The following is a 25,779-nucleotide window of genomic DNA, read 5'->3' as shown; positions in this document are numbered from 1 at the left end:
AGACTTGGGGCTCAGCTCTTGAGCCACTCGTAGCCACGCAGGAGCAATGCGAGCGCATGATCGCGGGCGGCTTGGCGGACAGCGTCGCGGCCCTGCGCGCCGAAATCCAAGGTTTCCGTCTCTACCCCGGACGCTGTGGCAAGGCCGAAACAGACCCGGCCTTCGGGCTTATGCTCGGACCCGCCGGGGCCAGCGATGCCGGTGATGGAAACGGCGATCTTGGCGCAGGAATGGCGCAGGGCGCCGCTGGCCATTTCCCGGGCGACCGGTTCGGAGACCGCGCCGAACTCTGCTAGGGTTTCATCTGCCACCTCCAGCATCGCCATTTTCGCGGCATTCGTATAGGTGACAAACCCCCGGTCCAGCAGCGCGGAAGAGCCGGGCAGGTCGGTCAAAGCAGCCGCGACCATGCCGCCGGTGCAGCTTTCGGCGCAGGTGACCATCGCGCCGGTTTCGCGCGCTTTGTCAAGCAGTTGCGCAGCGAGGTTCATCTACAGCGCCCCATGATAGAGCGCCGCCAGCGCCATGACCCCCAAGGCCGCAAAGACCCCGGCAAAAACATCGTCGAGCATCACGCCAAAGGGGCCGCCCTGGCGGTCTGCCCAACCGACGAGCAGCGGCTTCCAGATGTCGAACAGCCGGAACAGCCCAAAGGCGGCGATCCAGCCCGGCCACATGGCGAGGATCGGGATTTGCATCGACCAGGCGGCATAAGACAGCGGCAAGAGCGCGATCCATTGGCCAACCAATTCGTCCACCACGACCTCGGAAGGGTCATGGTCAGGCCCGCCGGCCGTGTAACGCGCGGTGGCCCACCAGCCGAGCGGGAAGGCAAGGATGAGACCAATCACCAGCAGGGGAAAGCCGCCCATGACATGCAAGAGCCAGGCATAGGGCAGGGCGATCAGCGAACCCCAGGTGCCGGGGGCGGGGCGGATATGGCCGACGCCGAGCAGCGTGGCGATGAGATGCGCAGGGCTCATGTCTTCACCAAAGTCGCGGTGGCCATACAGGCGATGCCTTCGCCGCGGCCGGTAAAGCCGAGACCTTCGCTGGTGGTGGCTTTGACCGAGACACGGTCGATCTCAATCCCCAGCATCTCGGCCATGGCGGCGCGCATGGGGGCGACATGGGGGCCGATCTTGGGCTGCTCGCAGATCAAGGTGCAATCGACATGGGTGAGGGTGAAGCCCATTTCGCGGGCCAGTTCCGCCGCGTGGCGCAGGAAGATGTCGCTGCGGGCGCCTTTCCACTGCGGATCACTGGGCGGGAAATGCTGGCCGATGTCACCCCGCGCCAGCGCGCCATAGATCGCATCGGTGACCGTATGCAGTGCCACATCGGCGTCCGAATGGCCGACCAGCCCGTGGCTATGGGCGATATCGACGCCGCAGAGGGTCACGTGATCTCCGGGGCCAAAGGCGTGAACGTCAAATCCGTTGCCGGTGCGAATATCCATGCGGGTCTCCAATAGGCGGGCGGCGCGGGCAAAATCCTCGGGCCGGGTGATTTTCAGGTTATCGGCGCTGCCTTGGGTGATGGCAACCTGTAGCCCCGCCGCGCGGGCGACTTCGACATCATCGGCAGCACTGCCGTCATAGGCGGCATGGGCGGCGCGGATCGCGGCAAGGTCGAACCCCTGCGGGGTCTGGGCGGCGAAGAGCTGGCTACGGTCTTGGCTGCCGATGACGCGCTCCTCGCGGCCACGCCAGAGCGCATCGGTGACGGGCAGGCCGGGGGCGGCGGCGGGATGGCTGGCCAGCGCGTCGATCACCCCATGGATGACCGCGGCGCTGACGCAGGGGCGGGCGGCGTCGTGGATCAGCACTTTGTCGGCCTGCCGGATGGCGGCCAGCCCGCGCTGGACGGAGGCAGAACGCTCGGCCCCACCGGGGGTGACGGTGATGCCCTTGGCGGTGAAGCCGGGGGCCTGGGCCATATCATCTTCATGCAGGACGAGGACGATCTCGGTGATCTGCGGCATGGCTTCGAACGCCGCCAACGTATGGTCAATCACCCGCGCCCCGGCGAGCGGCTGCCACTGTTTCGGCTGCGGCCCACCCGCGCGGCGACCACGGCCTGCGGCGACGATCAGGGCGGCGATGCTCATGCGGGATTTCTCGGCAGGGGACAGGACATGGCTCTGTCTAGGCAATGCCGCCGGTCTGTGCAATCTGAGCGGGCTGCCTAAAAATGAGGCAATGGCGTGGCGCATGGCTGGTTTTCAGGCTAGATTCATTGAGGTCGCGCAGCGCTGAGGCTACACAGCGAGAGACCGCACAAGGATTGATCATGTGACCGCCGACGCTCTGAAATTCACCCCACCGGTCTTGCTGGCCCCGATGGCCGGGATCACCGATCTGCCCTATCGCAGCCTTGTGGCGCGATTCGGGGCGGGGCTTGTCGTGTCCGAGATGGTCGCCAGTCAGGAATTGCTGAGCCGCCGCCCCGGCACGCGCGAGAAAGCGGAATTGGGTCTGGGGGTGGTCGGCACCTCGGTGCAACTGGCCGGGCGCGAGGCCGCGCCGATGGCCGAGGCCGCGCGGATGGTCGAGGCGATGGGCGCCGAAATCATCGACATCAACATGGGCTGCCCGGCCAAGAAGGTCACCCAGGGCGCTTCCGGCTCGGCGCTGATGAAAACCCCGGACCACGCGCTGCGCTTGATCGAGGCCGTGGTGGGGGCGGTCAAGGTGCCGGTGACGTTGAAAACCCGGCTTGGCTGGGACGACGACATGCTCAATGCCGCGCCGATCGCCAAACGGGCCGAGGAAGCGGGCGTGCAGATGGTCACCATTCACGGCCGCACCCGCTGTCAGTTCTACAAGGGCCGCGCGGATTGGGCGGCGATCCGGGCGGTGAAAGAGGCGGTCTCGGTCCCGGTCATCGCCAATGGCGACATCACCAGCAGCCAGGAGGCGCAGCAGGCGCTGGCGCTCTCGGGCGCGGATGGGGTGATGGTGGGGCGCGGCGCGCAGGGGCAGCCCTGGTTGCTCGCGCAGATCGCCCATGATCTTTACGGCCATCCGGCCCCCGTGGTGCCGACCGGGGCGGCGCTGGCCGAGCTGGTGGCGACGCATTTCGAGGCGATGTTGCAGTTCTACGGGGCCGAGCTTGGGGGCCGTGTCGCGCGCAAGCATCTGGGCTGGTATATGGATCACGCAGGCACCCCCGCCGATCTGCGCCGGGCGCTGTTGACCGCGCGGGAGGCAAAGGCGAGCTTGGCCCTGATCGGCGAGGCCATGGCCCCCGACCATGCGGTCGCGGCATGAGCACCGCCGCCGCGGAGCCGCATATCTGGACCTCCCTGCCGGTGCCGGTTTTTCTGATCGCCGAAGACGACCGGGTCGATGATCTGAACCCCGCCGCCGAAGGTTTTCTGAACACTTCGGCACGGGCGGCGCGCGGGGTGCCGATCTGGCAGCTGATCGCGGTGGACCACCCGCTGGAGGCCGCATTCGCCCGCGCCCGGGCGCAGGAAACGCCGCTCTTTGTCAATGATGTGGATGTGGGCGCACAGCAGCGCGCGCCTTTGCAATGCGGCTTGCAGATCGCGCCTTTGGCGGGGGCAGCGGGGCGGATGATCCTGATGATCACCCCGCGCGAATTGGCCGGGCGGGTGAGCCAGGATCACAGCGTCAAATCCGCGGCGAAATCCGCGATTGGCATGGCCGAGATGCTGGCCCATGAGATCAAGAACCCGCTTGCCGGGATCACCGGGGCGGCGCAGCTCTTGTCGATGAACCTTGGGCCGGATGATCTGGAACTGACCGATCTCATCGTGACAGAAAGCCGGCGGATCGTGAAACTGCTGGAGCAGGTGGAGCAATTCGGCAATCTCACCGCCCCTGAACGGCGCGCGGTGAACCTGCATGATGTGCTCGACCGCGCCCGGCGTTCGGCGCTGCTCGGCTTTGGCGCGCATATGAGGATCGTCGAGGACTACGATCCGTCGCTGCCGCCCGCGCTTGGGGATAAGGATCAGCTGATGCAGGTCTTGTCGAATCTGATCCGCAATGCCTCGGAAGCCGCCGGTCCCGCCGGTGGGACGATCCGGCTGCGCAGTTTCTACGAACATGGTTTCCGTCTGCGCCGCGCCGATGGCGACGGCCAGTCGCTGCCTTTGCAGATCGAGGTGATCGACGATGGTCCCGGTCTACCGGACCATATCCGCACCGATGTCTTTGATCCTTTCGTTTCGGGCCGCGAAAACGGCACCGGGCTGGGCTTGGCGCTGGTGAGCAAGATCATCTCGGACCATGGCGGCTGGATTTCCGTCGCCTCCGCGCCCGGACATACCGCCTTTCGCATTTCGCTGCCCCGCGCCACCGCGGCTGACCTTGAGGAGAATTGACATGGATGGCACCATCCTCGTCGCCGATGACGACCGCACGATCCGCACCGTTTTGACCCAAGCGCTGACCCGCGCCGGCTGCAAGGTGCATGCAACGTCGAGCCTTACCACGCTGATGCGGTGGGTGGGCGAAGGCAAGGGCGATGCGGTGATCTCGGATGTCGTTATGCCCGATGGCAACGGGTTGGAAATGCTGCCGAAAATCGCGCAGGACCGGCCCGGTCTGCCGGTCATTGTGATTTCGGCGCAGAATACCATCATGACGGCGATCAAGGCCAATGAGGCCGAGGCTTTCGACTATCTGCCCAAGCCCTTTGACCTGCCGGATCTGATGAAACGCACCGCCCGCGCGCTGGAGCAGAGCGCCAGCCTGCCGCGCCGGGGCCGCGCGCCCGACGATCAGGCCGATGAGGGGGAGGATCTGCCGATGATTGGGCGCACGCCGGTGATGCAGGCGCTCTACCGCGCGGTGGCACAGGTGTTGAATGGCGATCTGCCGATCCTGATCCGGGGCGAAAGCGGCACCGGCAAATCGCTGATCGGGCGGGCGATCCATGATCTGTCTGACCGCCGCGGCCTGCCGTTCATCACCCTCAGCGAGATGGATCTGGCCGAGGTCGACGGCCCGGCGCAGCTTTTGGCGCGGCTGCGCGGTGGCACGCTGATCATCGACGAGGTGACCGATCTGCCGCCGGAACATCAAGCGCGGCTGGTGCGGATGCTGGACCTTTGCGAAGCGAAGGGCGCGGAGGGGGATGCGCCGCGGTTCATCGGCACCAGTCAGGCCGATCTGGAAGCTGCGCTGGAAGAGGGCAGGCTGCGCCGCGATCTCTATTTCCGCCTCAGCGGCAGGACGCTCGGCGTGCCCGCCCTGCGCGACCGGGTCGAGGATATCCCGCTTCTGGCCGCGCATTTCCTGAACCGGGATGCCGCCCACCCCCTGGCCCTGTCTGACGCCGCCGCCCGCGCGCTGCAAAAAGCGCCATGGCCCGGCAATGTGCGCCAGTTGGAACAGGCGCTTCGGCAACTTGCCCAAACCAGCCTTGGCGGGGAGGTGACCGAGAGCGACGTGACCCGGCTGCTCGGCGCGCAACTGCACCGCGCCCCGCTGCAACAAGAGGCCGATAACGAGCGGATGGGCGCCTCGGTCGAGCGGCATCTGCAACGCTATTTCGATCTGCATGGCGCGATGCTGCCGCCGCCCGGTCTCTATGCGCGTATCCTGCGCGAAGTCGAACTGCCGCTGATCGAGATCGCCCTCGCCGCCACGGCAGGCAATCAGGCGAAATGCGCGACTTTGTTGGGAATCAACCGAAATACTTTGCGCAAAAAGATCACCGACCTCGATATTGAGGTGACACGGGGCCGAAAAATGATGTAAAAGAGCCACATAACCGTGGCCATCGGGGAACTATCCCGGTCAGGACCACATAAAATGGCGGTTGGTGCAGCACTGCATCACAACATCGGTGAGGTATGCGGGTGGCAACCCGGTCACGCAGGTTCAAACTTGAGCGTTTGGGACGGCTAAGGCGCGTCAAACGGCTGCGCAACTGGTCCACCTTTGGGCTGGTGGTGCTCGGCCCCGTGCTCGCGCTTGCCACCTATCTGGCGCTTGGCCCTCTGGGGCAGGGGGCGGATACCTTCAACCTGCGTCTGATCCTGCTGACCGATCTTGTCTATGTGCTGCTGGTCGCAGCACTGGTCTTGATCCAGGTCGGGCGGCTGATCTCAGCCCGCCGGGCCAAATCCGCCGGCTCGCGGCTGCACCTGCGGCTGACCGGGGTGTTCGCGCTGATGGCGCTGATCCCGACGGTGACCGTGGCGATCTTTGCCGGGCTCACGGTGAATGTCGGGCTTGAGGGCTGGTTTTCGGACCGGGTGAGCGGCGTGGTTGGCTCCTCGCTTGCGGCGGCTGAAGCCTATGAGGCCGAGCAGCGCGAAGACCTGATCGCCGACGCCCAGACCCTTGCCCGCAGCATTTCCAACGCCCGCGCCCAAGGCATTGGGCTTAGCGACAGTGAGCTGCTCGGCGAAGGGCAGCGCCAGATCCAGCGCGGGCTGCGCGAGGCGTTCTTGATCGACAGCACTGCCCAGATCCGCGCCCGGGGGGACCGGTCTTATCTGTTCGATTTCGAGCCCCCGACGGAAGAGCAGATCGCCACAGCCGCCGAAGAGGGCGTGCTGGTGATCGAGGATTGGCCCAACAACGAGTTTCGCGCGCTGGTGCCGATGGACGCCTATGTCGACCGCTACCTCTATGTCTCGCGCGCGGTGGATGGCGATATCCTGTCGCTGCTCGATGAGACCAAGGAAACCGTGAGGCTCTACCAACAGCTTGAATCCGAGCGCGGCCGGCTGCTGTTTGAATTTGCCCTTGTCTATCTGGGCTTTGCGGTGATCCTCATCCTCGCGGCGGTCTGGCTGGGCCTCTGGTTCGCCGAGCGTTTGTCGGGCCCGGTGGGGCGGCTCACCGGGGCCGCGCAGCAGGTTGGTGCCGGGGATCTGAACGTGCAGGTGCGCGAAGAGGAAGGCGACGACGAGATCGCCATGCTGGGGCGCTACTTCAATCAGATGACGCGGCAGTTGAAAGGCCAGCGCGAAACCCTGCTGGAGAATACCGACCAGATCGAGCGGCGCCGGCGTCTGTTCGATTCCGTGCTCAGTTCTGTCACCTCGGGCGTGGTCGGGCTCGACCCCGAAGGCCGCGTTACTTTCGTGAACCGCTCTGCCATGCGCCTGCTCGATTGGTCCGAGGAACAGCAAAGCCTGCCCCTGACCTTGGCGGTGCCGGAGTTTGGCCCGCTGTTTGAAACCGTCAAGACCGCCGCGGGCGAAGTGGCCCAGGCCGAGATCAAAGTCTCGCGCCAGGGAGCTTTGGAAAACCTGCTGGTGCGGATGGCCACCCGCCGCGCCGAGAATGGCGAGTTGGAAGGCTATGTCGTGGCCTTTGACGATGTGACCGATCTGGTCAGCGCGCAGCGCATGGCCGCCTGGGGCGACGTGGCCCGGCGCATCGCGCATGAGATCAAGAACCCGCTGACCCCGATCCAGCTCAGCGCCGAGCGGATCAAACGCAAATTCGGCCCCAAGATGGCCGAAGGCGACGACGAGGCGCTTGAACAGATGACCGGGGTGATCATCCGCCAGACCGGCGACCTGCGGCGCATCGTCGATGAATTTTCGAAATTCGCCCGGATGCCCGAGCCCGAAACCAGCCGTCAGGATATCACCGACCTGCTGCGCGACGCGGTGCTGTTGCAGCAAACCCGGCAGGAAGACGTGCGCATTGATCTGGACCTGCCCGACACAGCGGTGATGGCCGAACTGGACGCGACGATGATTTCCCAAGCGCTGACCAATCTGGTCAAGAACGCGGGCGAAGCCATTCAAACGCTGAAGAAAAAAGACGCCCCCGAAGGGCTGGTGCCGCAGATCCGGGTGGCGCTCTTTACCAAGGACCAGCAGCTTTGCATCACCGTGGCAGACAATGGCGTCGGCCTGCCCGAAGACCGGGCCAGCCTGTTTGAACCCTATGTAACCACGCGCAGCGAAGGCACCGGGCTGGGCCTGCCGATCGTGAAAAAGATTATCGAGGAACATGGCGGCAGCCTGACGCTCGAAACCGCGCCTGTCTTTGACGGGCAGGACCATCAGGGCGCCATGGCAGTGATCTCACTGCCGCTGGCCGCCGATACAACACCGCAGCAAGGGGACAAGGCAGATGAGTGATATTCTGATTGTAGATGACGAACGCGACATCCGTGAGTTGATCTCGGATATTCTTCAGGACGAAGGTTTTGCCACCCGGCTGGCCGGAAACTCTGACGAGGCGATGGGCGAGATCAACACCGAAGCCCCGGCGCTGATCATCCTTGATATCTGGCTCAAGGACAGCCGGATGGATGGGATCGACATCCTGAAAACCGTGAAGCGTGACAACCCGGATGTGCCGGTGGTCATCATCTCGGGCCATGGCAATATCGAGATTGCGGTGGCCGCGATCAAACAGGGGGCTTACGACTTTATCGAAAAGCCTTTCAACATCGACCAGCTTCTGGTGGTGATCCGCCGGGCCATGGAAACCTCCCGCCTGCGCCGCGAGAACCAGACCCTCAAGCGCCGCGACACGACAACCGCCGAGATGATCGGCACCTCTGCCCCCTATCGCGCCTTGCTGAGCCAGCTCGACAAGGTCACCAAATCCAATGGCCGGGTGATGCTGACCGGCCCGGCGGGGGCGGGCAAGGAAGTGGCCGCGCGCTATATTCACGCCAACTCTGCCCGCGCCTCGGCCCCCTTCGTGACCGTGAACTGCGCCGGGGTGGCGCCTGACCGGATGGAGGAAGTCCTCTTTGGCCGCGAAACGCCGGACCGCGGGGTTGAACCGGGGCTGCTGGAACAGGCCCATGGCGGGGTGATCTATTTCGATGAGGTCGCGGATATGCCGCTGGGCACCCAGTCCAAGATCCTGCGCGTCTTGGTGGACCAGCAGTTCACCCGGGTCGGTGGCACCGATAAGGTGCGCGTCGACCTGCGCGTCATCTCTTCGACCAACCGCGATCTCGATCAGGCGATCAAGGCAGATACCTTCCGGCAGGAACTCTATCACCGGCTGAATGTCGTCCCGATCGCCGTGCCCTCGCTCGAAGAGCGCCGCGAGGATATCCCGCTGCTGGCCGAACATTTCATCGCCGAGTTCAACGCCTCGCAAGGGCTGCCGCAGCGCAGCCTGACCGAAGATGCGGTGGCGCTGATGCAGACGATGGTCTGGCCGGGCAATGTGCGGCAGTTGAAGAACCTTGTTGAGCGCGTGCTGATCCTCGGCGATGGCTCTGGCCCGATCGAGGCCCGCGAACTGCCCGGCGAAGAGGAAGGCGGCGGCGGCGAAGAGGGGCGCGTTGTCCTGTCCGGCGCCCTGGCCACCCTGCCGCTGCGCGAAGCCCGCGAGGCCTTTGAACGGGAATATCTGCTGACCCAGATCAACCGTTTCGGCGGCAACATCAGCCGCACCGCCAATTTCGTCGGCATGGAACGCAGCGCCCTGCACCGCAAATTGAAATCACTGGGCGTCGTCACCTCGGCCAAGGCGGGCGTGCGCGTGGCACATGTGGACGAAGAGATCGAAGCGACCGGCTAAGGCGCTTTTGGTCAAAGATACTTCGAAAAATGCGAGGGGCTGGCCCCTCGCACCGCCAGCCTTAGCCGCGCGTGACGATCTGAAACGATCCATCCGGGTTGCGGATCACGCAGGAGTTCGGGTTCAGCGCCGGCAGGGTCGTGGTGGCCTGTACCGGGGCCGCGCGGGCGACGCTGCCGGGGCAGGCGGGGATCGACACCGGGGCAAAGCCGCGGTCGGCCATGCATTGCGTCTCCACCCGTTTGCGCAGGGCGGTGTTGGGGTCGAATGTCACCAGCTCGCCGGGAATGTAGAACCCGCCCGTGCTGGTGCAATTGTTGTTGGAATCGCAGCTGCGGCGCGGCGGCACATAGCGCGGCGGCGTGCGGCGCATCTGGGTCGAGACCGGCACATCGCGCAGCGCCTGCACTTCGCAGGCGGTGGTGGCGCGGCTCACTTGCGCAACATTGGCGCCGGGTTTGTAATAGGTATTGAGCGGCGCACAGGCGGCCGCGCCCATGGCGATGAAGGTCAGGACAAAGACAGTGCGGGCGGGGCGGGGCGATATCGGTTTCATGGCGGCATCATGCGCCCCCCGCGCGGCAAAGACAATTGATTTGACCCTTGCCATGCCGTCTGTCATGCCATCTAACCGACCTGACAGGACTGCGGCCCCAAGGGGAAGGCAGAAGGTAAGGAAGCCTTTATGAAGATCATCATTTGCGGCGCAGGGCAGGTGGGCTGGCAGATTGCCCGGCATCTCAGCGGGGAACGCAACGATGTCACCGTTGTCGACAGCAATGCCGAGCTGATCCGCCGCGCCACTGACACGCTGGATGTGCAGGGCATCGCGGGCTTTGCGAGCTACCCCGATGTGCTCGACCGTGCCGGGGCGCGGGATGCCGAGATGATCATCGCCGCGACCTATTCCGATGAGGTCAATATGGTGACCTGTCAGGTCGCGCATTCGGTCTTTGGCATCAACCGCAAGATCGCGCGGCTGCGCAGCCAGTCCTATCTCGACGCGATCTACTCTGACCTCTACCGCCGCGATCACATGCCCATCGATGTGGTGATCAGCCCCGAAATGGAGGTCGCCACCGCCGCCCTGCAACGGCTCAGCGCGCCCGCGTCTTTCGACACCGAAGTCTTTATGGACGGGCAGGCGCAGCTTTTGGGCATCACGATTGACGAAGACTGCCCGGTGGTGAACACCCCGTTGCGGCAGTTGACCGATCTCTTCTCGACCCTGCGCGCGGTGGTCGTGGGCGTGCGCCGCGATGGCACTTTGTTCGCGCCAGAGGCGAAGGACCAGATTTTCCCCGGTGACGATTGCTATGTCTTTTCGCATCACGAAGATGTCGCCCGCACGATGGAGATTTTCGGCAAGCAAACCACCAAGCAGGAACGTGTCGTGCTGGTCGGCGGTGGCAATGTCGGGCTGACCGTGGCGCAGCATCTTGAGGCCGGGCCGCTGCGGGTCCGCACCAAGATGATCGAGAAGAACCGCAAATGCGCCGAACGCGCCGCCGAAGCGCTGGAGCGGACGATTGTTCTGAACGGCGACGGGCTGGATGCCGCATTGCTGGCCGAGGCGGGGATCAGCCGGGCCGATGCGATGCTGGCGGTGACCGATGATGACAAGACCAATATGCTTGCCTGTGTGCGCGCCAAGGCCGAGGGCTGCGACTATGTCATTGCGCTGATCAATGACCCGACGCTGGTGCCGCTGATGACGCCTTTGGGCATCGACGCCTATATCAACCCGCGCGCCACCACCGTCAGTTCGATCCTGCGCCACATTCGCCATGGCCGGGTGCGGGCGGTCTATTCTATTGGCGATGCCGAGGCCGAGGTGATCGAGGCCGAGGTGCTTTCGACCTCGCCGCTGGCGGGCAAGAAAGTGTCCGAGATCGACTTTCCCGAGGGCGTGCTGATCGGCATGCTGCGCAAGGAGGGCAAGGTGATCCGCCCGCAGGGCAACACCCGGATCGATGAGGGCGATGTGGTGGCGCTCTTTGCGCTGGCCGAGGATGTGCCACGGGTCGAGCAACTGTTACAGGTCTCGATCGACTTCTTCTGAACCGGGGGCAAAGGTGTCGCAAACGACCACAATTCGCCGCGAGATCACCCAGCTGCCGCTGTTCTTGCAGCTGTTTGGCGTCTCGGCCCTGTCGATGATCGTGCCGTCGATCCATGGGTTGGTGGCGAACGACCATCTTGCCAGCCGCGCCTTTCTCTATGCCGGGCTCTTGGGGCTGGTGGCCTTTACGCTGATCGCCATTGCCCATGCCGGGCGCAAACCGCTTGACGGGGCGCTTGGGCCGCTTCTGTCGCTGCTCTCGGCCTTTGTCTTCCTGCCGGTGTTTTTCGCCGTCCCGTTTCTGGAGGCGCTGCCGACGACGCGGTTCGTGAATGTCTATTTCGAAATGGTCAGCGCGCTGACCACCACCGGGGCCACGGTCTTTGACAACCCAGAACGGCTCAGCGACACGCTGCATCTGTGGCGCGCGCAGGTCGGCTGGATGGGCGGGCTGCTGATGTGGGTCGCGGCCTCGGCTATTCTGGCGCCGTTGCATCTGGGCGGGTTTGAAGTGACCGCACAGGCCGAGCCAGGCCGGCTTGACGACCGCGCGGGCGTGCGTGTGGGGCGGATCACCCCGCGCCAACGGCTGCTGCGCACCACCCAGACGCTCCTGCCGATCTACGCCGGGCTGACCCTGCTTTTGTGGCTCTTGCTGGTGATTGGCGGCGAGACCGCGCTGGTGGCGCTTTGTCATGCCATGTCGGTCTTGGCGACCTCGGGCATTTCGCCCATCGGCGGCATCGAAGAGGCGCAGATCAACGTCTCGGGCGAGGCGGTGATGATGCTGTTCATGTTCTTCGCCCTGTCGCGGCTGACCTTTTCCAAAGACACGGTGACCGCGACCCAGGGCGGGCTGATGACCGACCCGGAATTTCGCATCGGCATTCTGGTCGTCGTGGGCGTGCCGCTGTTGCTCTTCGCGCGCCATTGGATCGGTGCCTTTGAGGTCGAGGTCGAAGTCGACGGGGTGCGCGCCCTGCATGCCCTTTGGGGGGCGGTCTTTACGGTGATGTCCTTTCTGACCACCACCGGTTTCGTTTCGGAACATTGGATCGAGGCGCAGGGCTGGTCGGGGCTGCGCACGCCGGGGCTGGTGCTGATGGGGCTGGCGCTGATCGGCGGCGGTGTGGCAACCACGGCGGGGGGCGTGAAACTGCTGCGGGTCTTTGCGCTCTATCAAAACGGGGTGCGCGAGATGGACCGGCTGGTCTATCCCAACTCTGTCAGCGGAGCCGGGACGGCGGGCCGCCGGTTGCAAAGCAACGGCGCCTTTATCGCGTGGATTTTCTTCATGCTCTTTGCCATGTCTCTGGCCGGGGTGACGCTGCTGTTGACGCTCACCGGCGCGCCTTTTGACGCGGCGATGGTGATGTCGGTGGCGACTCTCTCCACCACCGGGCCGCTGATCGAACATGCGGCAGATACGCCGATCCGGCTTATCGAACTGGGGTTGGCGGCGAAAGCGATCCTTTCCGGGGCCATGGTGCTGGGGCGGCTCGAAACCTTGGCGATTATTGCGCTGCTCAGCCCGAATTTGTGGCGCGCCTGACACGGTTGCCGCTTTGTCTGGGTTGGCGCATCGAGATTTAGTCTGGAAACTCGCGCCCAGCCGCTCCATACTTGGCCCAATGGGGGGGTCCGGTACGCGGACGCCAGCAAGAACAAAGGCGAGACTACGATGGCGTCAGACAGACAGAACCTACAGGATGCGTTCCTCAATCACGTGCGCAAGACCAAGGTCCCGGTGACGATCTTTTTGATCAACGGGGTCAAACTGCAAGGTGTGATTACCTGGTTCGATAACTTCTGCGTTCTGCTGCGCCGCGATGGTCAGAGCCAGCTTGTCTATAAACACGCGATCTCGACCATCATGCCAAGCCAGCCGATCAGCCTTTACGAGGGCGAAGACGCTTCTTGAGCCGCCCAGTTTTCCAGATCGACAACAGCGACGGGCCCGGCGTGACACGCGCTTGGGTGCTGCATCCTGATATCAAATCCGACAACGAGCGGCGCGCGCCTGAGCCCGCACTGGCCGAAGCCGTGGCGCTGGCCGAAGCGCTGCCGGAGCTGGAGGTCATAGGCGCCGAAGTCGTGCCGCTGCGCACGGTTCAGGCCGGGATGCTGTTCGGCAAAGGCAAGATCGAAGAGCTTGAACAGCGCATGAAGGAGGCCGAGGTCGAGCTTGTCTTGGTCGATGGTCCGGTCACGCCGGTGCAGCAGCGCAACCTGGAGAAAGCCTGGGGCGTCAAACTGCTCGACCGCACCGGGCTGATTCTCGAAATTTTCAGCGACCGCGCCGCCACCCGCGAAGGCGTGCTGCAGGTCGAGATGGCCGCGCTGAACTACCAGCGCACCCGGCTGGTGCGGGCCTGGACCCACCTTGAACGTCAGCGCGGCGGTTTGGGCTTTGTCGGCGGCCCGGGGGAGACCCAGATCGAGGCCGACCGCCGCGCCATTGATGACCAATTGGTGCGCCTGCGCCGTCAGTTGGAAAAGGTCGTGAAAACCCGCGCCCTGCACCGCGCCGCGCGGGCCAAGGTGCCCTATCCGATCGTCGCGCTGGTGGGCTATACCAACGCTGGGAAATCCACGCTTTTCAACCGCTTGACCGGGGCCGAGGTCATGGCGAAAGACATGCTCTTTGCCACGCTCGACCCCACCATGCGCAGTCTCGTGCTGCCCAATGGGCCTGAGATCATCCTCAGCGATACGGTCGGCTTCATCTCGGATCTGCCGACCGAATTGGTCGCCGCCTTCCGCGCCACGCTCGAAGAGGTGCTGGCCGCTGACATCATCTGCCATGTGCGCGATGTCTCCCATGCCGAGACCGAAGAGCAGGCGCAGAATGTGCGCGATATCCTCTCCTCCTTGGGCGTGCCGAAAGAGACGCGCAGCTTTGAGGTCTGGAATAAGCTCGACCTTCTGCCCGAAGACCGTGCCGAGGCCATGCGCGCCCGCGCCGCGCGCAAGGACGATGTGCTGGCAATCTCGGCGATCACCGGCGAGGGTCTGGACACTCTGCAAGAGGTCATCGCCGAAGCGCTGCAAGGCGCAGTGCGCGAGGCGGTGCTGACGCTCGACTTTGCGGATGGCAAGAAACGCGCCTGGCTCTTTGCGCAAGACGTGGTCGAGGGCGAGCGTCAGACCGAGGAGGGCTTTGAGATCACGGTGCGTTGGTCGGCCCGGCAGGAAGCCGACTTTCAACAGCTTTGAGCGTCATTCTTCGGGAAAGGGCCGCCGGTTGGTGACCTGTTCAGGCCGGCGTTTTTCGTAGAAGGCATTGCCGCCCGCCGTCACAACGTAATGCATGTTGTTGTAATTGGCCCGGTACCATGCGGCGTGAAAGAATTTGGCGCGTGACACTTTGGGATGGCGCTCGCCGCTCAGCACGGCCAGCGCGACCTGTCGCGCAAGGCCCGCGCCTTTGTGCATCGGTTTCGTCATCACTCCCGGCGCGAATTGTTTCGGCTGGCCGACCACGCCGCAGACGGTGTTGGGGAAACGGTCAGAATGAACGCGGTTCATCACCACACTGCCCACCGCCAGCATCCCGTTGGGGCTGGAGCGGTTGGATTCGAAATACATCGCCCGGGCCATACATTCGACCTCTGCCGCGGCGGGGCGCGTTTTCGGCGTGTCCCCCGATCCGCCGCAGGCGGTCAGCACGGTGAGGCCAATCAGGGCGAGAGTGATTTTTGACTGCTGTATCATGTTGGGCAAGCTGCGGACCTCCTGAAACCCTGCCTATGTGCTGTCGATTGCGGGGGGGAATCCAGTGGAAAATGGCCGGGGGCGCGAAAACAGGCTCCCTTTCGCCGCCCCGCAGGGCTCTGATTGAAGTATTTCTCGCAATCGTGATGCCCCGCTTCATATCTACCCCCAAGAAACCGGAGCCGCCATGACCCTCGTGATCCTCTACCTCGCCACCTTCATCCTGTTCCTCGGGCTCGATTACCTCGGGCTGAGCTATCTCATCAAACCGGTGTTCGAACGTGACATCGGGGAGTGGTTGCTCGATGACTTCCGGATCGCGCCTGCCGGCGTGTTCTATGCCTTTTACGTGGGCGTGCTGCTCTACTTCGTGGCATGGCCCGCGATGACGCAGGGCCATGGGCTGCTCTGGGTCTTTGGCAATGGCCTGCTGATCGGCGCCATGGCCTATGGCACCTATGAGTTCACCAATCTCGCCACGCTGAAGGACTGGACCTGGGCCATGGTGGCCCGCGATTTCACCTGGGGGGCGTTGCTGACCGGCACTTCGGCGACGCTCGGCGTGGCGATCACGCGGGCGCTGACCTAGCGGCCATTCTCGCTCGACCAGCGCCACATGCCGGGTTTGAGCCCGGCGAGCTGCCAATCGCCGACACTCTCGCGGATCAGGCGCAGGGTCGGCAGCCCGACATGGGCGGTCATGCGCCGCACCTGACGGTTGCGCCCCTCGCGGATGGTGATGCGCAGCCAAGCGTCGGGCACGGTCTTGCGAAAGCGCACCGGCGGGTCGCGCGGCCAGAGGGTGTCGGGCGCGTCGATCTGCGCCACCTCGGCCGGTTTGGTCATGCCATCCTTCAGCGCCACGCCCTTGCGCAACGCGGCGAGCGCGGCTGCGTCGGGGGTGCCTTCAACCTGCACAAGATAGGTCTTGGGCCGTTTGTATTTCGGATGCGCGATGCGGGCCTGCAGCGGGCCGTGGTCGGTCAGCACCAAGAGCCCCTCGCTGTCGCGGTCCAGCCGGCCCGCGGGGTAGAAGCCTTTCTCCTGGATATAGGCCGAGAGGGTGGGCCGGGTGCTGCCTTCGGTCCCCTTGTCGGTGAACTGGGACAGCACCCCATAGGGTTTGTTGAGCAAGATCACACGGGCCGTCATCGCGCAGGCTCCAACCGCGTCACGCCCACCGAGGCGGCCCGGGCGAGCTCTTCGTCCAGCGACATCGGGATATATTCGCCGCGCCGCCAGAGCTGCGCCATGTCGTCATAGTGGCGCGACAGGAAGTGGCCCGATTGCCCGGTTGAGGTGACGAAGACCGAACTGTCGGGATCGGCGAAATCATAGACGCCGCGATAGCCCGCGCCATGAACGTTGAAGAACGGATCTTCCCCGGTGCCCCGGGTCAGCCCGCGTTGCAGGGTATTGTCACCGCCAGAGGTCGATTGCCGGATGTTCACGAAGTAGCGCAGCAGCGGCACCTCGCCCAGGACCGGGTGATCATGGGTCGCCTGATGCGCGTCGCCCCAGCGGAGGGATTCCAACTGCTTGCCCCAGGTCTCGTTGATCCACAAAAGCGCGTCATCCAACGCGGCGCGGGCCATGTCCTGACAGGTCTCGACCGGGGCGGATTGGCGCACGTCGCACCATTTCGACGCCCCTTCGACATCGCGGAAGACACGTTCGATAAAGAGCGGCTGCACATGGGTGAAGGCTTCGGTCAGCGGGCCCAGTTCGTCGCGGATCAGCCGGTCCTGCAAGGCCCGCACCCAGGCGGCATAGATCAGCGGCTCTGGCAGATGTTCGTTCATCTCACCGGACCACCCCGCCAGCAGATCGAGCGCCCGCTGGCGCTGGCGCTCTGGCGTGCCGTCGGGCGCGGCCTCTCCGGTGAACCACAGTTCGGCGCCAATGAGCGGCAGCAGGGCGCGGGCGGTGGGGCTGACGGTATCAAGCTGGGCTTCGATGAAACTGTCGCGGGTGTGCACCTCGCGGTTCTGCATGAGGCGCTGCCAGCGTTTGACCCGCTGCGTGTCGCCCCAGACAAAGGAGACATGGTTGGGGAAAGGGCGATCGACGGTCTTGTTGTTGGTATTGCCCAGGATGCCCCCCGCGGGGGCGATGAACTCAGGATTGGCAGTATAGGGCAGCATCCCGTCCCAGCGGTTCGCCGCGATCCAGCCGGGGCTGGGCAGGCGGCCTTGGCTTTGGTGCTGCGCATCGCGGCGCGGCAGGGCGCCGATGGTCTTCATGGCGATGGTGTCACGGTCCACCAGCGTCAGATTCTGCGCAGGGGCGACATAGTCCGTCGCGGCGTTGATCGCCTGTTGCACCGATTTCGCCCGCATCACCTTCATCGCGGCAGCGAGCGAGGTGTCATTGTCGCGCAGCACGGTGGCGGCGACAGCGGCCACATGGCCCGCCGGAGTCACCTCGGCGAGATTGTAGTGGCTGCCGGGCATGACCGGGCCGTTGTCTGTCCAGCGCAGGGTGACGGTGACGGGATCGGCGTCTTTGATATTGATGATCGAGGCCCGTTTGCGGAACTTCTTGAACCCCTCCGGCGTGCGGTATTCCTCCGCATTGTCGGGGTTCAGCTCTTCGATATAGACGTCTTGGTCGTCCACATAGGCGGTGGTCAGCCCCCAGCCAAGATCGGCGCTGCGCCCGGTGAGCACCACCGGCATGCCGGGGATCGTGCCGCCGATCACGCCGCCGGTCTCAAGCTCCAGCCGCGCGAGATACCAGATCGCCGGGGCGCTGAAGCCCAGATGCGGGTCATTGGCCAGAAGCGTGCCGCCCGCGGCAGAGCGCGAGGGGGCCGCGGCCCAGGCGTTTGACGCCCCGGCAAAGGCCTGCGGCTTGAAGGGCGACAGCGGATGGTGCGGCGTGGGCGTGGCGGCGGCAAAACGTGGGGCATCGGGGAAAAGTGCTGCATATTCGGGCAGGGCTGCCACACCGGAGCCCGGCACATCGGGCAGGATATCTTTCACCCGCTCTTCGTCCGTCAGCGCCAGCGAGACCCGGGCGCGCAGCACTTCCGCCTCTAGATGGCCCGACATTTGCAGCCCCATCAGCTTGGCGATCGCCAGCGAATCCGCCGGGCGCCAGGGCGCCATGGGGGCGTTGAAAAGCCACATCTCCGGCGCGCCGCGGCCAAGCGCTTCGGTGTTGATCTGGTCGAGCCGCGCGTTGATCCCCGCGGCATAGGCTTCCAGCGCGGCCTCGGTTTCCGGATCCAGATGCTCGACCGAACGGGTCGCAAGACGGTAGATGTCATAGCGCCGCATCAGCTTGTCGGTGGCCACCGTGGCGGTGCCGAAAACCTCCGACAGCCGCCCCTGCGCGGTGCGGCGCAGGGTGATCAGTTGCCACAGCCGGTCCTGGGCATGGGCAAAGCCAAGGCCAAAGAACACATCGGCATCCGTCTCGCCAAAGATATGCGGCACATTGGCATTGTCGCGCACCACCTCCACCGGGGCGGTGAGGCCGCGCACCTGAACGGTGTCGTTGTAATCGGGCAGGGAACGCGCGGCGAACCAATAGACCAAAAGCAGGATTACCACGCTCAGCGTGATCAAGAACACCGCCAATCGGACAAGCCAGCGAAACATCAGTGCCATCGAAAGATCCTCGACTGGCGCGCAGATTGACCGGGGCGCGCAGGGTGGTAGGTGTAGTCACAGGCAATAACGCAACTGGATGACAAGGAAAAGCACATGGCAAAGCTCGCGTTTCTGGGACTGGGCGTCATGGGCGCCCCGATGGCGGGGCACCTGCAAACAGCGGGCCACGAGGTGACCGTCTACAACCGCACCGAAAGCAAGGCGGAGGACTGGGTCAAGACCTATGGCGGTGCCATGGCCAAGACCCCGCGGGAGGCGGCTGAGGGGGCGGATTTCGTGATGGCCTGCGTGGGCAATGACGATGATCTGCGCGCGGTCTGTCTGGGCGATGAGGGCGCATTCGGGGGCATGTCAGCAGGGGCGATCTTTGTCGATCACACGACGGTTTCTGCCGCCGTCACACGCGCGCTTTATGCCGCGGCCAAGGACGCGCAGGTCAGTTTCATCGACGCGCCGATCTCGGGCGGTCAGGCCGGGGCGGAGAACGGACAACTGTCGATCATGTGCGGCGGCGACGAAGGCGCCTTTGACCGGGCCCTGCCGGTGATGGAGGTCTATGCCAAGATTTGCCGCCGGATCGGGGAGAGCGGCGCGGGCCAGATGACCAAGATGTGCAACCAGATCGCCATTGCGGGGCTGGTGCAAGGTCTGTCAGAGGCGCTGCATTTTGCCGAGAAGGCAGGCCTTGATGGCCGTGCGGTGGTTGAGGTGATCAGCCAGGGCGCGGCAGGGTCCTGGCAGATGGAAAACCGCTATGAGACCATGCTGGACGATGCTTTCGACCACGGGTTTGCGGTGGATTGGATGCGCAAGGATCTCGGCATCTGTCTGGATGCGGCGGATGAGACCGGGGCGAGCCTGCCGGTGACGGCGCTGGTCGATCAGTTCTATAAAGATGTGCAGAAACTTGGCGGCGGGCGTTGGGATACGTCGAGCCTTTTCAAGCGTCTGCGGGCGATGGATTAAGCGCGGGCGCTGCCCGGCCTGAGACCGGGCAGCCCTTAAACAGGGGCCGCTGAGTTGGACCTCAGGGAATGATCCGCGAGTATTTGGTGCCTTCGAGCGTCGCACCGATGCGCAGCCCCGCGCGGCCAAAGACGGCGGCCAACACCGGTGCCATGACGGTCGTGGTATCCGCCGAAACACTGTCGCCCCGGTCAGAGATCACATATTCCAGCCCGGCGCCCGCAGCCCAGCCCGGCGAGCGGCGGAATTCGCGCAGCGCGGGTTCGGTCATGAAGAACAACACATGCGCATATTGCTGTGCGCCGATCTGCAAGCCACCCGACGCTTTGGTGACCGAGTAGTAATCCACCGTCACGTCATTCACCCGCAGCGCGCCGCGCCCGTAGGCCCCGCCAAAGCCGAGACCGGCTTCGGTCACCAGCGGCATGACCAACATGCCATTGGCTTTCTCGGCCAGTTGTCTTGTGTTGGGGTAGCTGCGGTACATCTCGGCCAGGGTCGCGTCGACCCGCGCGTCGATCATCGCACTGCCGCGCCCGCCGACACCATTGCCGCAGGCCGCTGTCACCCCAAGCGCGGAAAGCGCGCCGAGTGTCACCATACGCCGTGTATATGTTTGATTGCTCATTTCTTCTGCCCGTGTATTGATTGTTTGCCTGCTGCCGGTTTGCCCGGCTTGTAGTGCAATTTACGCAAAATCAAGCGCTTTGTCATGCTGAATGGCGCTGTTGCGCAGATTTACGCCCTTTAATCACGCGTTTCCGCGCAGGAGTCGCGCCACATCCGGGGCGAAATAGGTCAAAACCCCGTCACAGCCCGCGCGTTTGAAGGCCATCAGGCTTTCCATCATCACCCGGTCGCCATCGACCCAGCCCTGATCGGCAGCCCCGCGGATCATGCTGTATTCGCCCGAGACCTGATAGGCAAAGGTCGGCGCGCCAAAGCTGTCTTTCACGCGGCGGCAGATGTCGAGATAGGGCATCCCGGGTTTGACCATCACCATATCCGCACCTTCGGCCAGATCCCGGGCCACGAGGCGCAGGGCTTCGTCGCTGTTGGCCGGGTCCATCTGATAGGTCTTCTTGTCCCCCGTAAGCGCGGCAGAGGCGCCGACCGCATCGCGGAACGGCCCGTAAAAGGCGCTGGCATATTTGGCGGCGTAGCTGAGGATCATCACATCGGAATGGCCGGCCTGCTCAAGCGCTGTCCGGATCGCACCGATGCGGCCATCCATCATGTCCGACGGGCCGATGATATCCGCACCCGCTTCGGCCTGCGCCAGTGCCATTTTGACCAGCGCCTCAACGGTGCGGTCATTCACGATGATCCCGTCTTCGACGAAACCGTCATGGCCATTGATGTTATAGGTGTCCAGCGCCACATCGGTCATCACCACCATATCGGGCAGCGCTTGCTTGATCGCGGCGATCGCCCGATTGGCGGCGTTCTGCGGGTCCCATGCGCCTGCGCAATCCTCGGTCCGGTCCTCGGGGCCGGTATAGGGAAAGACGCAGACCGCGCCGATGCCCAGATCCGCCGCCTCGCGCACCGCCGCGACCAGCTTGTCGACCGAGCGGCGCATGACGCCGGGCATGGAAGGGACGGGCTCTTCCACACCTTCGCCTTCGCGCACGAAAACCGGCCAGATCAGATCGCCCAAGACCAACTCATTCTCGCGCACCAGCGCGCGGATACCGGCATTGGCCCGGGTCCGGCGCAGGCGGGTGGCGGGGAAGGGGGCGTTGATCGGTTGCATCAAAAATACCTCAAAATGGCTTGCCAAGGGCTTGCCATTTATTTTCCAACGCCTCAACCCTATGAATTGACATGCTGGCCCGCTAAGAGTGCCGGCGGACAGACAGCGAACGAGCAGGCCTTGGACTGGTATCAGACCCTCTTTGAAATGATCGACATGCGGTCCTTCTCGAACCTGTGGTTCTGGATCATGCTGGCGGTGATGTGGTCCACGGCGAGCCATTGGGTGCTGGGGGTGCCCTTTGACATGGTGCTGCGCGCGCGGCGCTATGGCGGTGAGGCCGAGGCCGATTTGGAAGACATCGTGCGGATCAATGTGAACCGGCTGCTCTATATCGCGCAGGTCTCTGGTCTGTGGCTTTTGGGGCTGGGGTTCTTTGCGCTGACCTCGCTGCTGCTCCTCGGCTTCGTCTATCACATCGAATTTGCGCAGGCCGTGCTTCTGCTCGGTTTTCCGATGTCGATGGTGGGGCTGCTGAGCCTCTCCACCGCGCGGCTGATCCGGGTCGAAGGCGCGACCGGCGAGGTGCTGTGGCGGCGGCTGATGCGACACCGGCTCTATACCCAGATCATCGGCATGGTGTCGATCTTTGTCACCGCGGTCTGGGGAATGTACCAAAATCTGGCCGTCGGCCCGCTGGCGGGTTGACAGCCGTTCGATCAAGGCCAATTGAGTTCCGATGAACGATCCGCGCAATATCACCCTCTCCGGCGTTCCCGAAGGCTATGACGCCCGCGCCATTCTTGACGAAGTCGCCAAGAGCGGCCAGCCGGTGGCCCATGTGGCGCGCGATGACAAGCGCATGGCGGCACTGCAGGCAGCGCTGCGGTTCTTTGCGCCCGACATGCCGGTCATCACCTTTCCAAGCTGGGACTGCCTGCCTTACGACCGCGTCTCGCCCAATGCCGATATCTCGGCGCGGCGCATGGCAACATTGGCGGCGCTGGTGCATGAGATGCCGGAAAGGTTTGTCCTGCTGACCACGCTCAACGCGGCCACCCAGCGGATCCCCGCCCGGGCGACCCTGCGCGATGCGGCCTTCTCGGCCCGGGTCGGCAGCCGGATCGACGAAGCCGCGCTGCGCGATTTCCTCGTGCGCATGGGCTTCGTACAGAGCCCCACGGTGATGGAGCCGGGCGACTATGCGGTGCGCGGGGGGATTATCGACATCTACCCGCCCGGCGATCTTGGCCCCGTGCGGCTCGATCTCTTTGGCGATGTGCTCGACGGCGCGCGGCGCTTTGATCCGGCGACGCAGCGCACCACCGAAAAGCTTGATCTGGTGGAACTGGCCCCGGTCAGCGAAGTGATCTTGGACGAGGCTGCGATCACCCGTTTTCGCCAGAACTACCGGATCGAATTCGGCGCGGCGGGCACCGATGACCCGCTTTACGAGGCGATCAGCGCAGGCCGCAAGCATCAGGGCGCGGAGCATTGGCTGTCGTTCTTTCAGGACGATCTGGAAACACTGTTTGACTACCTGCCGGAGGCCACCGTCACGCTGGATGATCAGCTGACCCCGATGCGGCTGGCGCGGTGGGACACGATTGCCGACCAATATGAAACCCGCCAACTGGCGATGAAGACCCGCTCCAAGATGGACAGCGTCTATAAACCCGCGCCGCCCGAAGGGCTCTATCTGACCGACGACGCTTGGCAGCAGGCGCTGCTGGGCCGCCGGGTGATCCAGTTCAACCCGCTGCCCCAGCCCACCGGGCCGGGGGTGCTGGACGCGGGCGCCCGGATCGGACGCAATTTCGCGCCGGAGCGACAGCAGGAATCTGTCAGCCTTTTCGAGGCTTTGGCGGCGCATATTAAAGCAAAGCTTGAAGTGGGCCCGGTGCTGATTGCCAGCTACTCCGAGGGCGCGCGGGAACGTCTTACGGGGCTGATCGAAGACGAGGGTCTGGCCGAAGCGATCCCGGTGAGGGACGCCACCCGGATCGGCAAACGCGGGCTACACCTTGCTGTCTGGGCGCTGGAGCATGGGTTCGAGGCACCGGGGATGACGGTAATCTCTGAGCAGGACGTGCTGGGCGACCGGTTGATCCGCGCGCCAAAACGCAAGCGCCGGGCGGAGAATTTCCTGACCGAGGCGCAGAGCCTCAGCCCCGGCGATCTGGTGGTGCATGTGGACCACGGCATTGGGCGCTATCACGGCATGGAAGTGGTGACGGCGGCGGGGGCGGCGCATGAATGTCTTGTGCTGGAATATGCCGAACAGTCAAAGCTTTACCTCCCGGTCGAGAATATCGAACTGCTCTCGCGCTACGGCCATGAGGAAGGGCTGCTCGACAAGCTTGGCGGCGGTGCCTGGCAGTCGAAAAAGGCCAAGCTGAAAGAACGCATTCGCGAAATGGCGGATAAGCTCATCCGCATCGCCGCCGAACGCGCCCTGCGCAAGGCCCCCGTGCTCGACCCGCCCGAGGGCATGTGGGACGCTTTCTCGGCGCGGTTCCCCTATAGCGAGACCGACGACCAGCTGCGTGCCATTGGCGATGTGATTGATGATTTGACCAGCGGCAACCCGATGGACCGGCTGGTCTGCGGGGATGTGGGCTTTGGCAAGACCGAAGTCGCCATGCGCGCGGCCTTTGTCGCGGCGATGTCCGGGGTGCAGGTCGCCGTGATCGCGCCGACGACGCTGCTGGCACGACAGCATTACAAGAGCTTCGCCGAACGCTTCCGCGGCTTCCCGGTCGAGGTGCGCCAACTAAGCCGCTTCGTCTCTTCCAAGGAGGCGGCGGCAACGCGGGAAGGGATGGCGAAGGGCACCGTCGATATCGTCATCGGCACCCATGCGCTGCTGGCCAAGGGCATCCGGTTCAAAGACCTCGGCCTGCTGGTCATTGACGAAGAACAGCATTTTGGTGTGGGTCACAAGGAGCGCCTCAAGGCGTTGCGCACCGATATTCACGTGCTGACGCTGACGGCGACACCCATCCCGCGCACGTTGCAACTGTCACTCACCGGGGTGCGCGATCTGTCGGTCATCGGCACGCCGCCCGTGGACCGTCTGTCGATCCGCACCTATGTGAGCGAGTTTGACGCGGTGACAATCCGCGAGGCGCTGCTGCGCGAGCATTACCGCGGCGGGCAGAGCTTCTATGTGGTGCCGCGCCTCAGTGATCTGCGCGAGATCGAAGAGTTCTTACAGGCGCAACTGCCGGAGCTGACCTATGTGGTCGCCCATGGGCAGATGGCACCGGGCGAGTTGGATGACCGGATGAATGCCTTCTACGATGGCAAGTTCGACATTCTGCTGGCGACCACGATTGTCGAATCCGGGCTCGACATTCCCACCGCCAATACGATGGTGGTGCACCGGGCGGATATGTTTGGTCTGGCGCAGCTCTACCAAATCCGGGGCCGGGTGGGGCGCTCGAAGACGCGGGCCTATGCCTATCTGACCACGAAACCCCGCGCCAAGCTGACCGATACGGCGCAGAAGCGTCTGCGAGTCTTGGGTAGTCTCGACACGCTCGGCGCGGGCTTTACGCTGGCGTCCCAAGACCTCGACATTCGCGGCGCCGGCAACCTGCTGGGCGAAGAGCAATCCGGCCAGATGCGCGATGTAGGCTTTGAGCTTTACCAGTCGATGCTGGAGGAGGCGATTGCCAAGATCCGCGCCGGCGAGATGGAGGGGTTGAGCGAGGCCGATGAGCAATGGGCACCGCAGATCAACCTCGGCGTGCCGGTGCTGATCCCCGAAGATTACGTGCCAGACCTCGACGTGCGTTTGGGCCTCTACCGCCGCCTCAGTGAGCTGTCGACCAAAGTCGAGCTTGAGGGCTTTGCCGCCGAGCTCATTGACCGTTTCGGCAAGCTGCCGAAAGAGGTCAACACGCTGATGCTGGTGGTGCGGATCAAGGCGATGTGCAAACGCGCCGGGATTGCCAAGCTCGACGGCGGGCCAAAGGGCGCGACGATCCAGTTCCACAACGACAAATTCGCCTCCCCCGAGGGGCTGGTGAAGTTCATTCAGGACCAGCGCGGCCTGGCCAAGGTCAAGGACAACAAGATCGTCGTGCGCCGCGACTGGAAGACGGATGCCGATAAGATCAAAGGCGCCTTTGCCATTGCCCGCGATCTGGCGGAACATGTGGTGGCCAAGCAGAAGAAGGCGAAGAAAGCCAAAAAGGCGAAGGCCGAGGGCTAGGCCCGGCGCCC

General features: G+C 64.2%; 22 protein-coding genes. 13 read left to right on the top strand and 9 right to left on the bottom strand.

The genetic code is table 11. The features are described 5' to 3' along the window. Window positions 1-11 precede the first annotated feature (11 nt). The 3 genes from AB4M76_RS10730 to AB4M76_RS10720 are packed head-to-tail and all read right to left on the bottom strand — an operon-like array spanning window position 12 to window position 2,110. Window positions 12-491 (bottom strand): CinA family protein, encoded by a 480-nt coding sequence (locus AB4M76_RS10730; RefSeq protein WP_368441835.1) that lies wholly within the window; start codon window positions 489-491, stop codon window positions 12-14. Continuing rightward, window positions 492-983, bottom strand: coding sequence for a phosphatidylglycerophosphatase A (locus tag AB4M76_RS10725; protein ID WP_368441834.1), 492 nt, complete (start codon window positions 981-983; stop codon window positions 492-494). It abuts the gene before it with no gap. Next, window positions 980-2,110 (bottom strand): bifunctional 2-C-methyl-D-erythritol 4-phosphate cytidylyltransferase/2-C-methyl-D-erythritol 2,4-cyclodiphosphate synthase, encoded by a 1,131-nt coding sequence (locus AB4M76_RS10720; RefSeq protein WP_368441833.1) that lies wholly within the window; start codon window positions 2,108-2,110, stop codon window positions 980-982. The genes AB4M76_RS10725 and AB4M76_RS10720 overlap by 4 nt, the downstream gene beginning before the upstream one ends. Window positions 2,111-2,294: 184 nt before the next feature. Here AB4M76_RS10720 and dusB point away from each other — a divergent pair, with 184 nt between their 5' ends. The 5 genes from dusB (at window position 2,295) to AB4M76_RS10695 (ending at window position 9,494) form a co-directional block, all read left to right on the top strand. Further along, window positions 2,295-3,272, top strand: a complete 978-nt coding sequence (gene dusB / locus AB4M76_RS10715; RefSeq protein WP_368441832.1) for a tRNA dihydrouridine synthase DusB — start codon at window positions 2,295-2,297, stop codon at window positions 3,270-3,272. Further along, entirely contained in the window at window positions 3,269-4,354 is a 1,086-nt protein-coding gene (locus tag AB4M76_RS10710) for a nitrogen regulation protein NR(II) (RefSeq protein ID WP_368441831.1), read from the top strand. The genes dusB and AB4M76_RS10710 overlap by 4 nt, the downstream gene beginning before the upstream one ends. 1 nt (window position 4,355) lies before the next feature. Further along, window positions 4,356-5,735 carry a response regulator gene (locus AB4M76_RS10705; protein ID WP_368441830.1) on the top strand — a complete coding sequence of 460 codons (1,380 nt, stop codon included), beginning with the start codon at window positions 4,356-4,358 and terminating at the stop codon, window positions 5,733-5,735. Between the two features lie 95 nt (window positions 5,736-5,830). Further along, complete coding sequence (locus tag AB4M76_RS10700) at window positions 5,831-8,086, top strand: ATP-binding protein (RefSeq protein WP_368441829.1); 2,256 nt, start codon at window positions 5,831-5,833, stop codon at window positions 8,084-8,086. Continuing rightward, window positions 8,079-9,494: a sigma-54-dependent transcriptional regulator gene (locus AB4M76_RS10695; protein WP_368441828.1), complete on the top strand. Its 1,416-nt coding sequence runs from the start codon at window positions 8,079-8,081 to the stop codon at window positions 9,492-9,494. Before AB4M76_RS10700 ends, AB4M76_RS10695 begins: the two co-directional genes overlap by 8 nt. A 61-nt stretch (window positions 9,495-9,555) precedes the next feature. On the opposite strand, the gene AB4M76_RS10690 is transcribed toward AB4M76_RS10695, so the two are convergent. Beyond that, window positions 9,556-10,050: a hypothetical protein gene (locus AB4M76_RS10690; RefSeq protein WP_368441827.1), complete on the bottom strand. Its 495-nt coding sequence runs from the start codon at window positions 10,048-10,050 to the stop codon at window positions 9,556-9,558. A 129-nt stretch (window positions 10,051-10,179) separates the two neighbouring features. Here AB4M76_RS10690 and trkA point away from each other — a divergent pair, with 129 nt between their 5' ends. The 4 genes from trkA (at window position 10,180) to hflX (ending at window position 14,772) form a co-directional block, all read left to right on the top strand. Then, window positions 10,180-11,556, top strand: a complete 1,377-nt coding sequence (gene trkA / locus AB4M76_RS10685) for a Trk system potassium transporter TrkA (protein WP_368441826.1) — start codon at window positions 10,180-10,182, stop codon at window positions 11,554-11,556. Between the two features lie 13 nt (window positions 11,557-11,569). Beyond that, window positions 11,570-13,108, top strand: coding sequence for a TrkH family potassium uptake protein (locus AB4M76_RS10680; RefSeq protein ID WP_368441825.1), 1,539 nt, complete (start codon window positions 11,570-11,572; stop codon window positions 13,106-13,108). A 129-nt stretch (window positions 13,109-13,237) separates the two neighbouring features. Continuing rightward, window positions 13,238-13,477 (top strand): RNA chaperone Hfq, encoded by a 240-nt coding sequence (hfq, locus tag AB4M76_RS10675; protein WP_007119530.1) that lies wholly within the window; start codon window positions 13,238-13,240, stop codon window positions 13,475-13,477. Beyond that, window positions 13,474-14,772: a GTPase HflX gene (gene hflX, locus AB4M76_RS10670; RefSeq protein ID WP_368441824.1), complete on the top strand. Its 1,299-nt coding sequence runs from the start codon at window positions 13,474-13,476 to the stop codon at window positions 14,770-14,772. Before hfq ends, hflX begins: the two co-directional genes overlap by 4 nt. Window positions 14,773-14,775: 3 nt before the next feature. On the opposite strand, the gene AB4M76_RS10665 is transcribed toward hflX, so the two are convergent. Further along, window positions 14,776-15,270: a cell wall hydrolase gene (locus AB4M76_RS10665; protein ID WP_368442423.1), complete on the bottom strand. Its 495-nt coding sequence runs from the start codon at window positions 15,268-15,270 to the stop codon at window positions 14,776-14,778. Between the two features lie 187 nt (window positions 15,271-15,457). On the opposite strand from AB4M76_RS10665, the gene AB4M76_RS10660 reads away from it, so the two are divergent. Then, window positions 15,458-15,859, top strand: a complete 402-nt coding sequence (locus tag AB4M76_RS10660) for a DUF2177 family protein (protein ID WP_368441823.1) — start codon at window positions 15,458-15,460, stop codon at window positions 15,857-15,859. On the opposite strand, the gene AB4M76_RS10655 is transcribed toward AB4M76_RS10660, so the two are convergent. Next, complete coding sequence (locus AB4M76_RS10655) at window positions 15,856-16,422, bottom strand: pseudouridine synthase (protein WP_368441822.1); 567 nt, start codon at window positions 16,420-16,422, stop codon at window positions 15,856-15,858. The two genes, AB4M76_RS10660 and AB4M76_RS10655, sit on opposite strands and share 4 nt — an antisense overlap. Continuing rightward, entirely contained in the window at window positions 16,419-18,884 is a 2,466-nt protein-coding gene (locus AB4M76_RS10650; RefSeq protein ID WP_368441821.1) for a penicillin acylase family protein, read from the bottom strand. The genes AB4M76_RS10655 and AB4M76_RS10650 overlap by 4 nt, the downstream gene beginning before the upstream one ends. 96 nt (window positions 18,885-18,980) lie before the next feature. On the opposite strand from AB4M76_RS10650, the gene AB4M76_RS10645 reads away from it, so the two are divergent. Next, window positions 18,981-19,853: an NAD(P)-dependent oxidoreductase gene (locus AB4M76_RS10645; RefSeq protein ID WP_368441820.1), complete on the top strand. Its 873-nt coding sequence runs from the start codon at window positions 18,981-18,983 to the stop codon at window positions 19,851-19,853. 61 nt (window positions 19,854-19,914) lie between these two features. Here the strand turns inward: AB4M76_RS10645 and AB4M76_RS10640 are convergent, their stop codons facing one another. After that, complete coding sequence (locus AB4M76_RS10640; RefSeq protein WP_368441819.1) at window positions 19,915-20,481, bottom strand: YSC84-related protein; 567 nt, start codon at window positions 20,479-20,481, stop codon at window positions 19,915-19,917. A gap of 123 nt (window positions 20,482-20,604) precedes the next feature. Beyond that, on the bottom strand, window positions 20,605-21,609 hold the full coding sequence (gene hemB, locus AB4M76_RS10635; protein WP_368441818.1) for a porphobilinogen synthase: 1,005 nt from the start codon (window positions 21,607-21,609) through the stop codon (window positions 20,605-20,607). A 120-nt stretch (window positions 21,610-21,729) separates the two neighbouring features. Here hemB and AB4M76_RS10630 point away from each other — a divergent pair, with 120 nt between their 5' ends. Together AB4M76_RS10630 and mfd are read left to right on the top strand one after the other, a co-directional pair. Beyond that, complete coding sequence (locus AB4M76_RS10630; protein ID WP_368441817.1) at window positions 21,730-22,257, top strand: component of SufBCD complex; 528 nt, start codon at window positions 21,730-21,732, stop codon at window positions 22,255-22,257. A 31-nt stretch (window positions 22,258-22,288) separates the two neighbouring features. Further along, the gene (mfd, locus tag AB4M76_RS10625; RefSeq protein ID WP_368441815.1) at window positions 22,289-25,768 is read left to right on the top strand and encodes a transcription-repair coupling factor; all 3,480 of its coding nucleotides are present in this window, start codon (window positions 22,289-22,291) and stop codon (window positions 25,766-25,768) included. The last annotated feature ends 11 nt before the right edge of the window (window positions 25,769-25,779 follow it).

Origin of the sequence: Sulfitobacter sp. PS-8MA, assembly GCF_040933935.1 — a bacterium.
In the GTDB taxonomy this organism is placed as follows: Bacteria; Pseudomonadota; Alphaproteobacteria; order Rhodobacterales; family Rhodobacteraceae; genus Sulfitobacter.
This window is presented reverse-complemented; position numbering and strand designations above follow the sequence as displayed.

Coding starts and splice junctions, on each gene's coding strand:
- mfd (WP_368441815.1), top strand. CDS start 22,289: ATGAACGATCCGCGCAATATCACCCTCTCCGGCGTTCCCGAAGGCTAT.
- trkA (WP_368441826.1), top strand. CDS start 10,180: ATGAAGATCATCATTTGCGGCGCAGGGCAGGTGGGCTGGCAGATTGCC.
- AB4M76_RS10645 (WP_368441820.1), top strand. CDS start 18,981: ATGGCAAAGCTCGCGTTTCTGGGACTGGGCGTCATGGGCGCCCCGATG.
- AB4M76_RS10690 (WP_368441827.1), bottom strand. CDS start 10,050: ATGAAACCGATATCGCCCCGCCCCGCCCGCACTGTCTTTGTCCTGACC.
- AB4M76_RS10695 (WP_368441828.1), top strand. CDS start 8,079: ATGAGTGATATTCTGATTGTAGATGACGAACGCGACATCCGTGAGTTG.
- hfq (WP_007119530.1), top strand. CDS start 13,238: ATGGCGTCAGACAGACAGAACCTACAGGATGCGTTCCTCAATCACGTG.
- AB4M76_RS10640 (WP_368441819.1), bottom strand. CDS start 20,481: ATGAGCAATCAAACATATACACGGCGTATGGTGACACTCGGCGCGCTT.
- AB4M76_RS10725 (WP_368441834.1), bottom strand. CDS start 983: ATGAGCCCTGCGCATCTCATCGCCACGCTGCTCGGCGTCGGCCATATC.
- AB4M76_RS10705 (WP_368441830.1), top strand. CDS start 4,356: ATGGATGGCACCATCCTCGTCGCCGATGACGACCGCACGATCCGCACC.
- AB4M76_RS10700 (WP_368441829.1), top strand. CDS start 5,831: ATGCGGGTGGCAACCCGGTCACGCAGGTTCAAACTTGAGCGTTTGGGA.
- AB4M76_RS10655 (WP_368441822.1), bottom strand. CDS start 16,422: ATGACGGCCCGTGTGATCTTGCTCAACAAACCCTATGGGGTGCTGTCC.
- AB4M76_RS10730 (WP_368441835.1), bottom strand. CDS start 491: ATGAACCTCGCTGCGCAACTGCTTGACAAAGCGCGCGAAACCGGCGCG.
- AB4M76_RS10710 (WP_368441831.1), top strand. CDS start 3,269: ATGAGCACCGCCGCCGCGGAGCCGCATATCTGGACCTCCCTGCCGGTG.
- AB4M76_RS10720 (WP_368441833.1), bottom strand. CDS start 2,110: ATGAGCATCGCCGCCCTGATCGTCGCCGCAGGCCGTGGTCGCCGCGCG.
- hemB (WP_368441818.1), bottom strand. CDS start 21,609: ATGCAACCGATCAACGCCCCCTTCCCCGCCACCCGCCTGCGCCGGACC.
- AB4M76_RS10660 (WP_368441823.1), top strand. CDS start 15,458: ATGACCCTCGTGATCCTCTACCTCGCCACCTTCATCCTGTTCCTCGGG.
- AB4M76_RS10665 (WP_368442423.1), bottom strand. CDS start 15,270: ATGATACAGCAGTCAAAAATCACTCTCGCCCTGATTGGCCTCACCGTG.
- AB4M76_RS10650 (WP_368441821.1), bottom strand. CDS start 18,884: ATGGCACTGATGTTTCGCTGGCTTGTCCGATTGGCGGTGTTCTTGATC.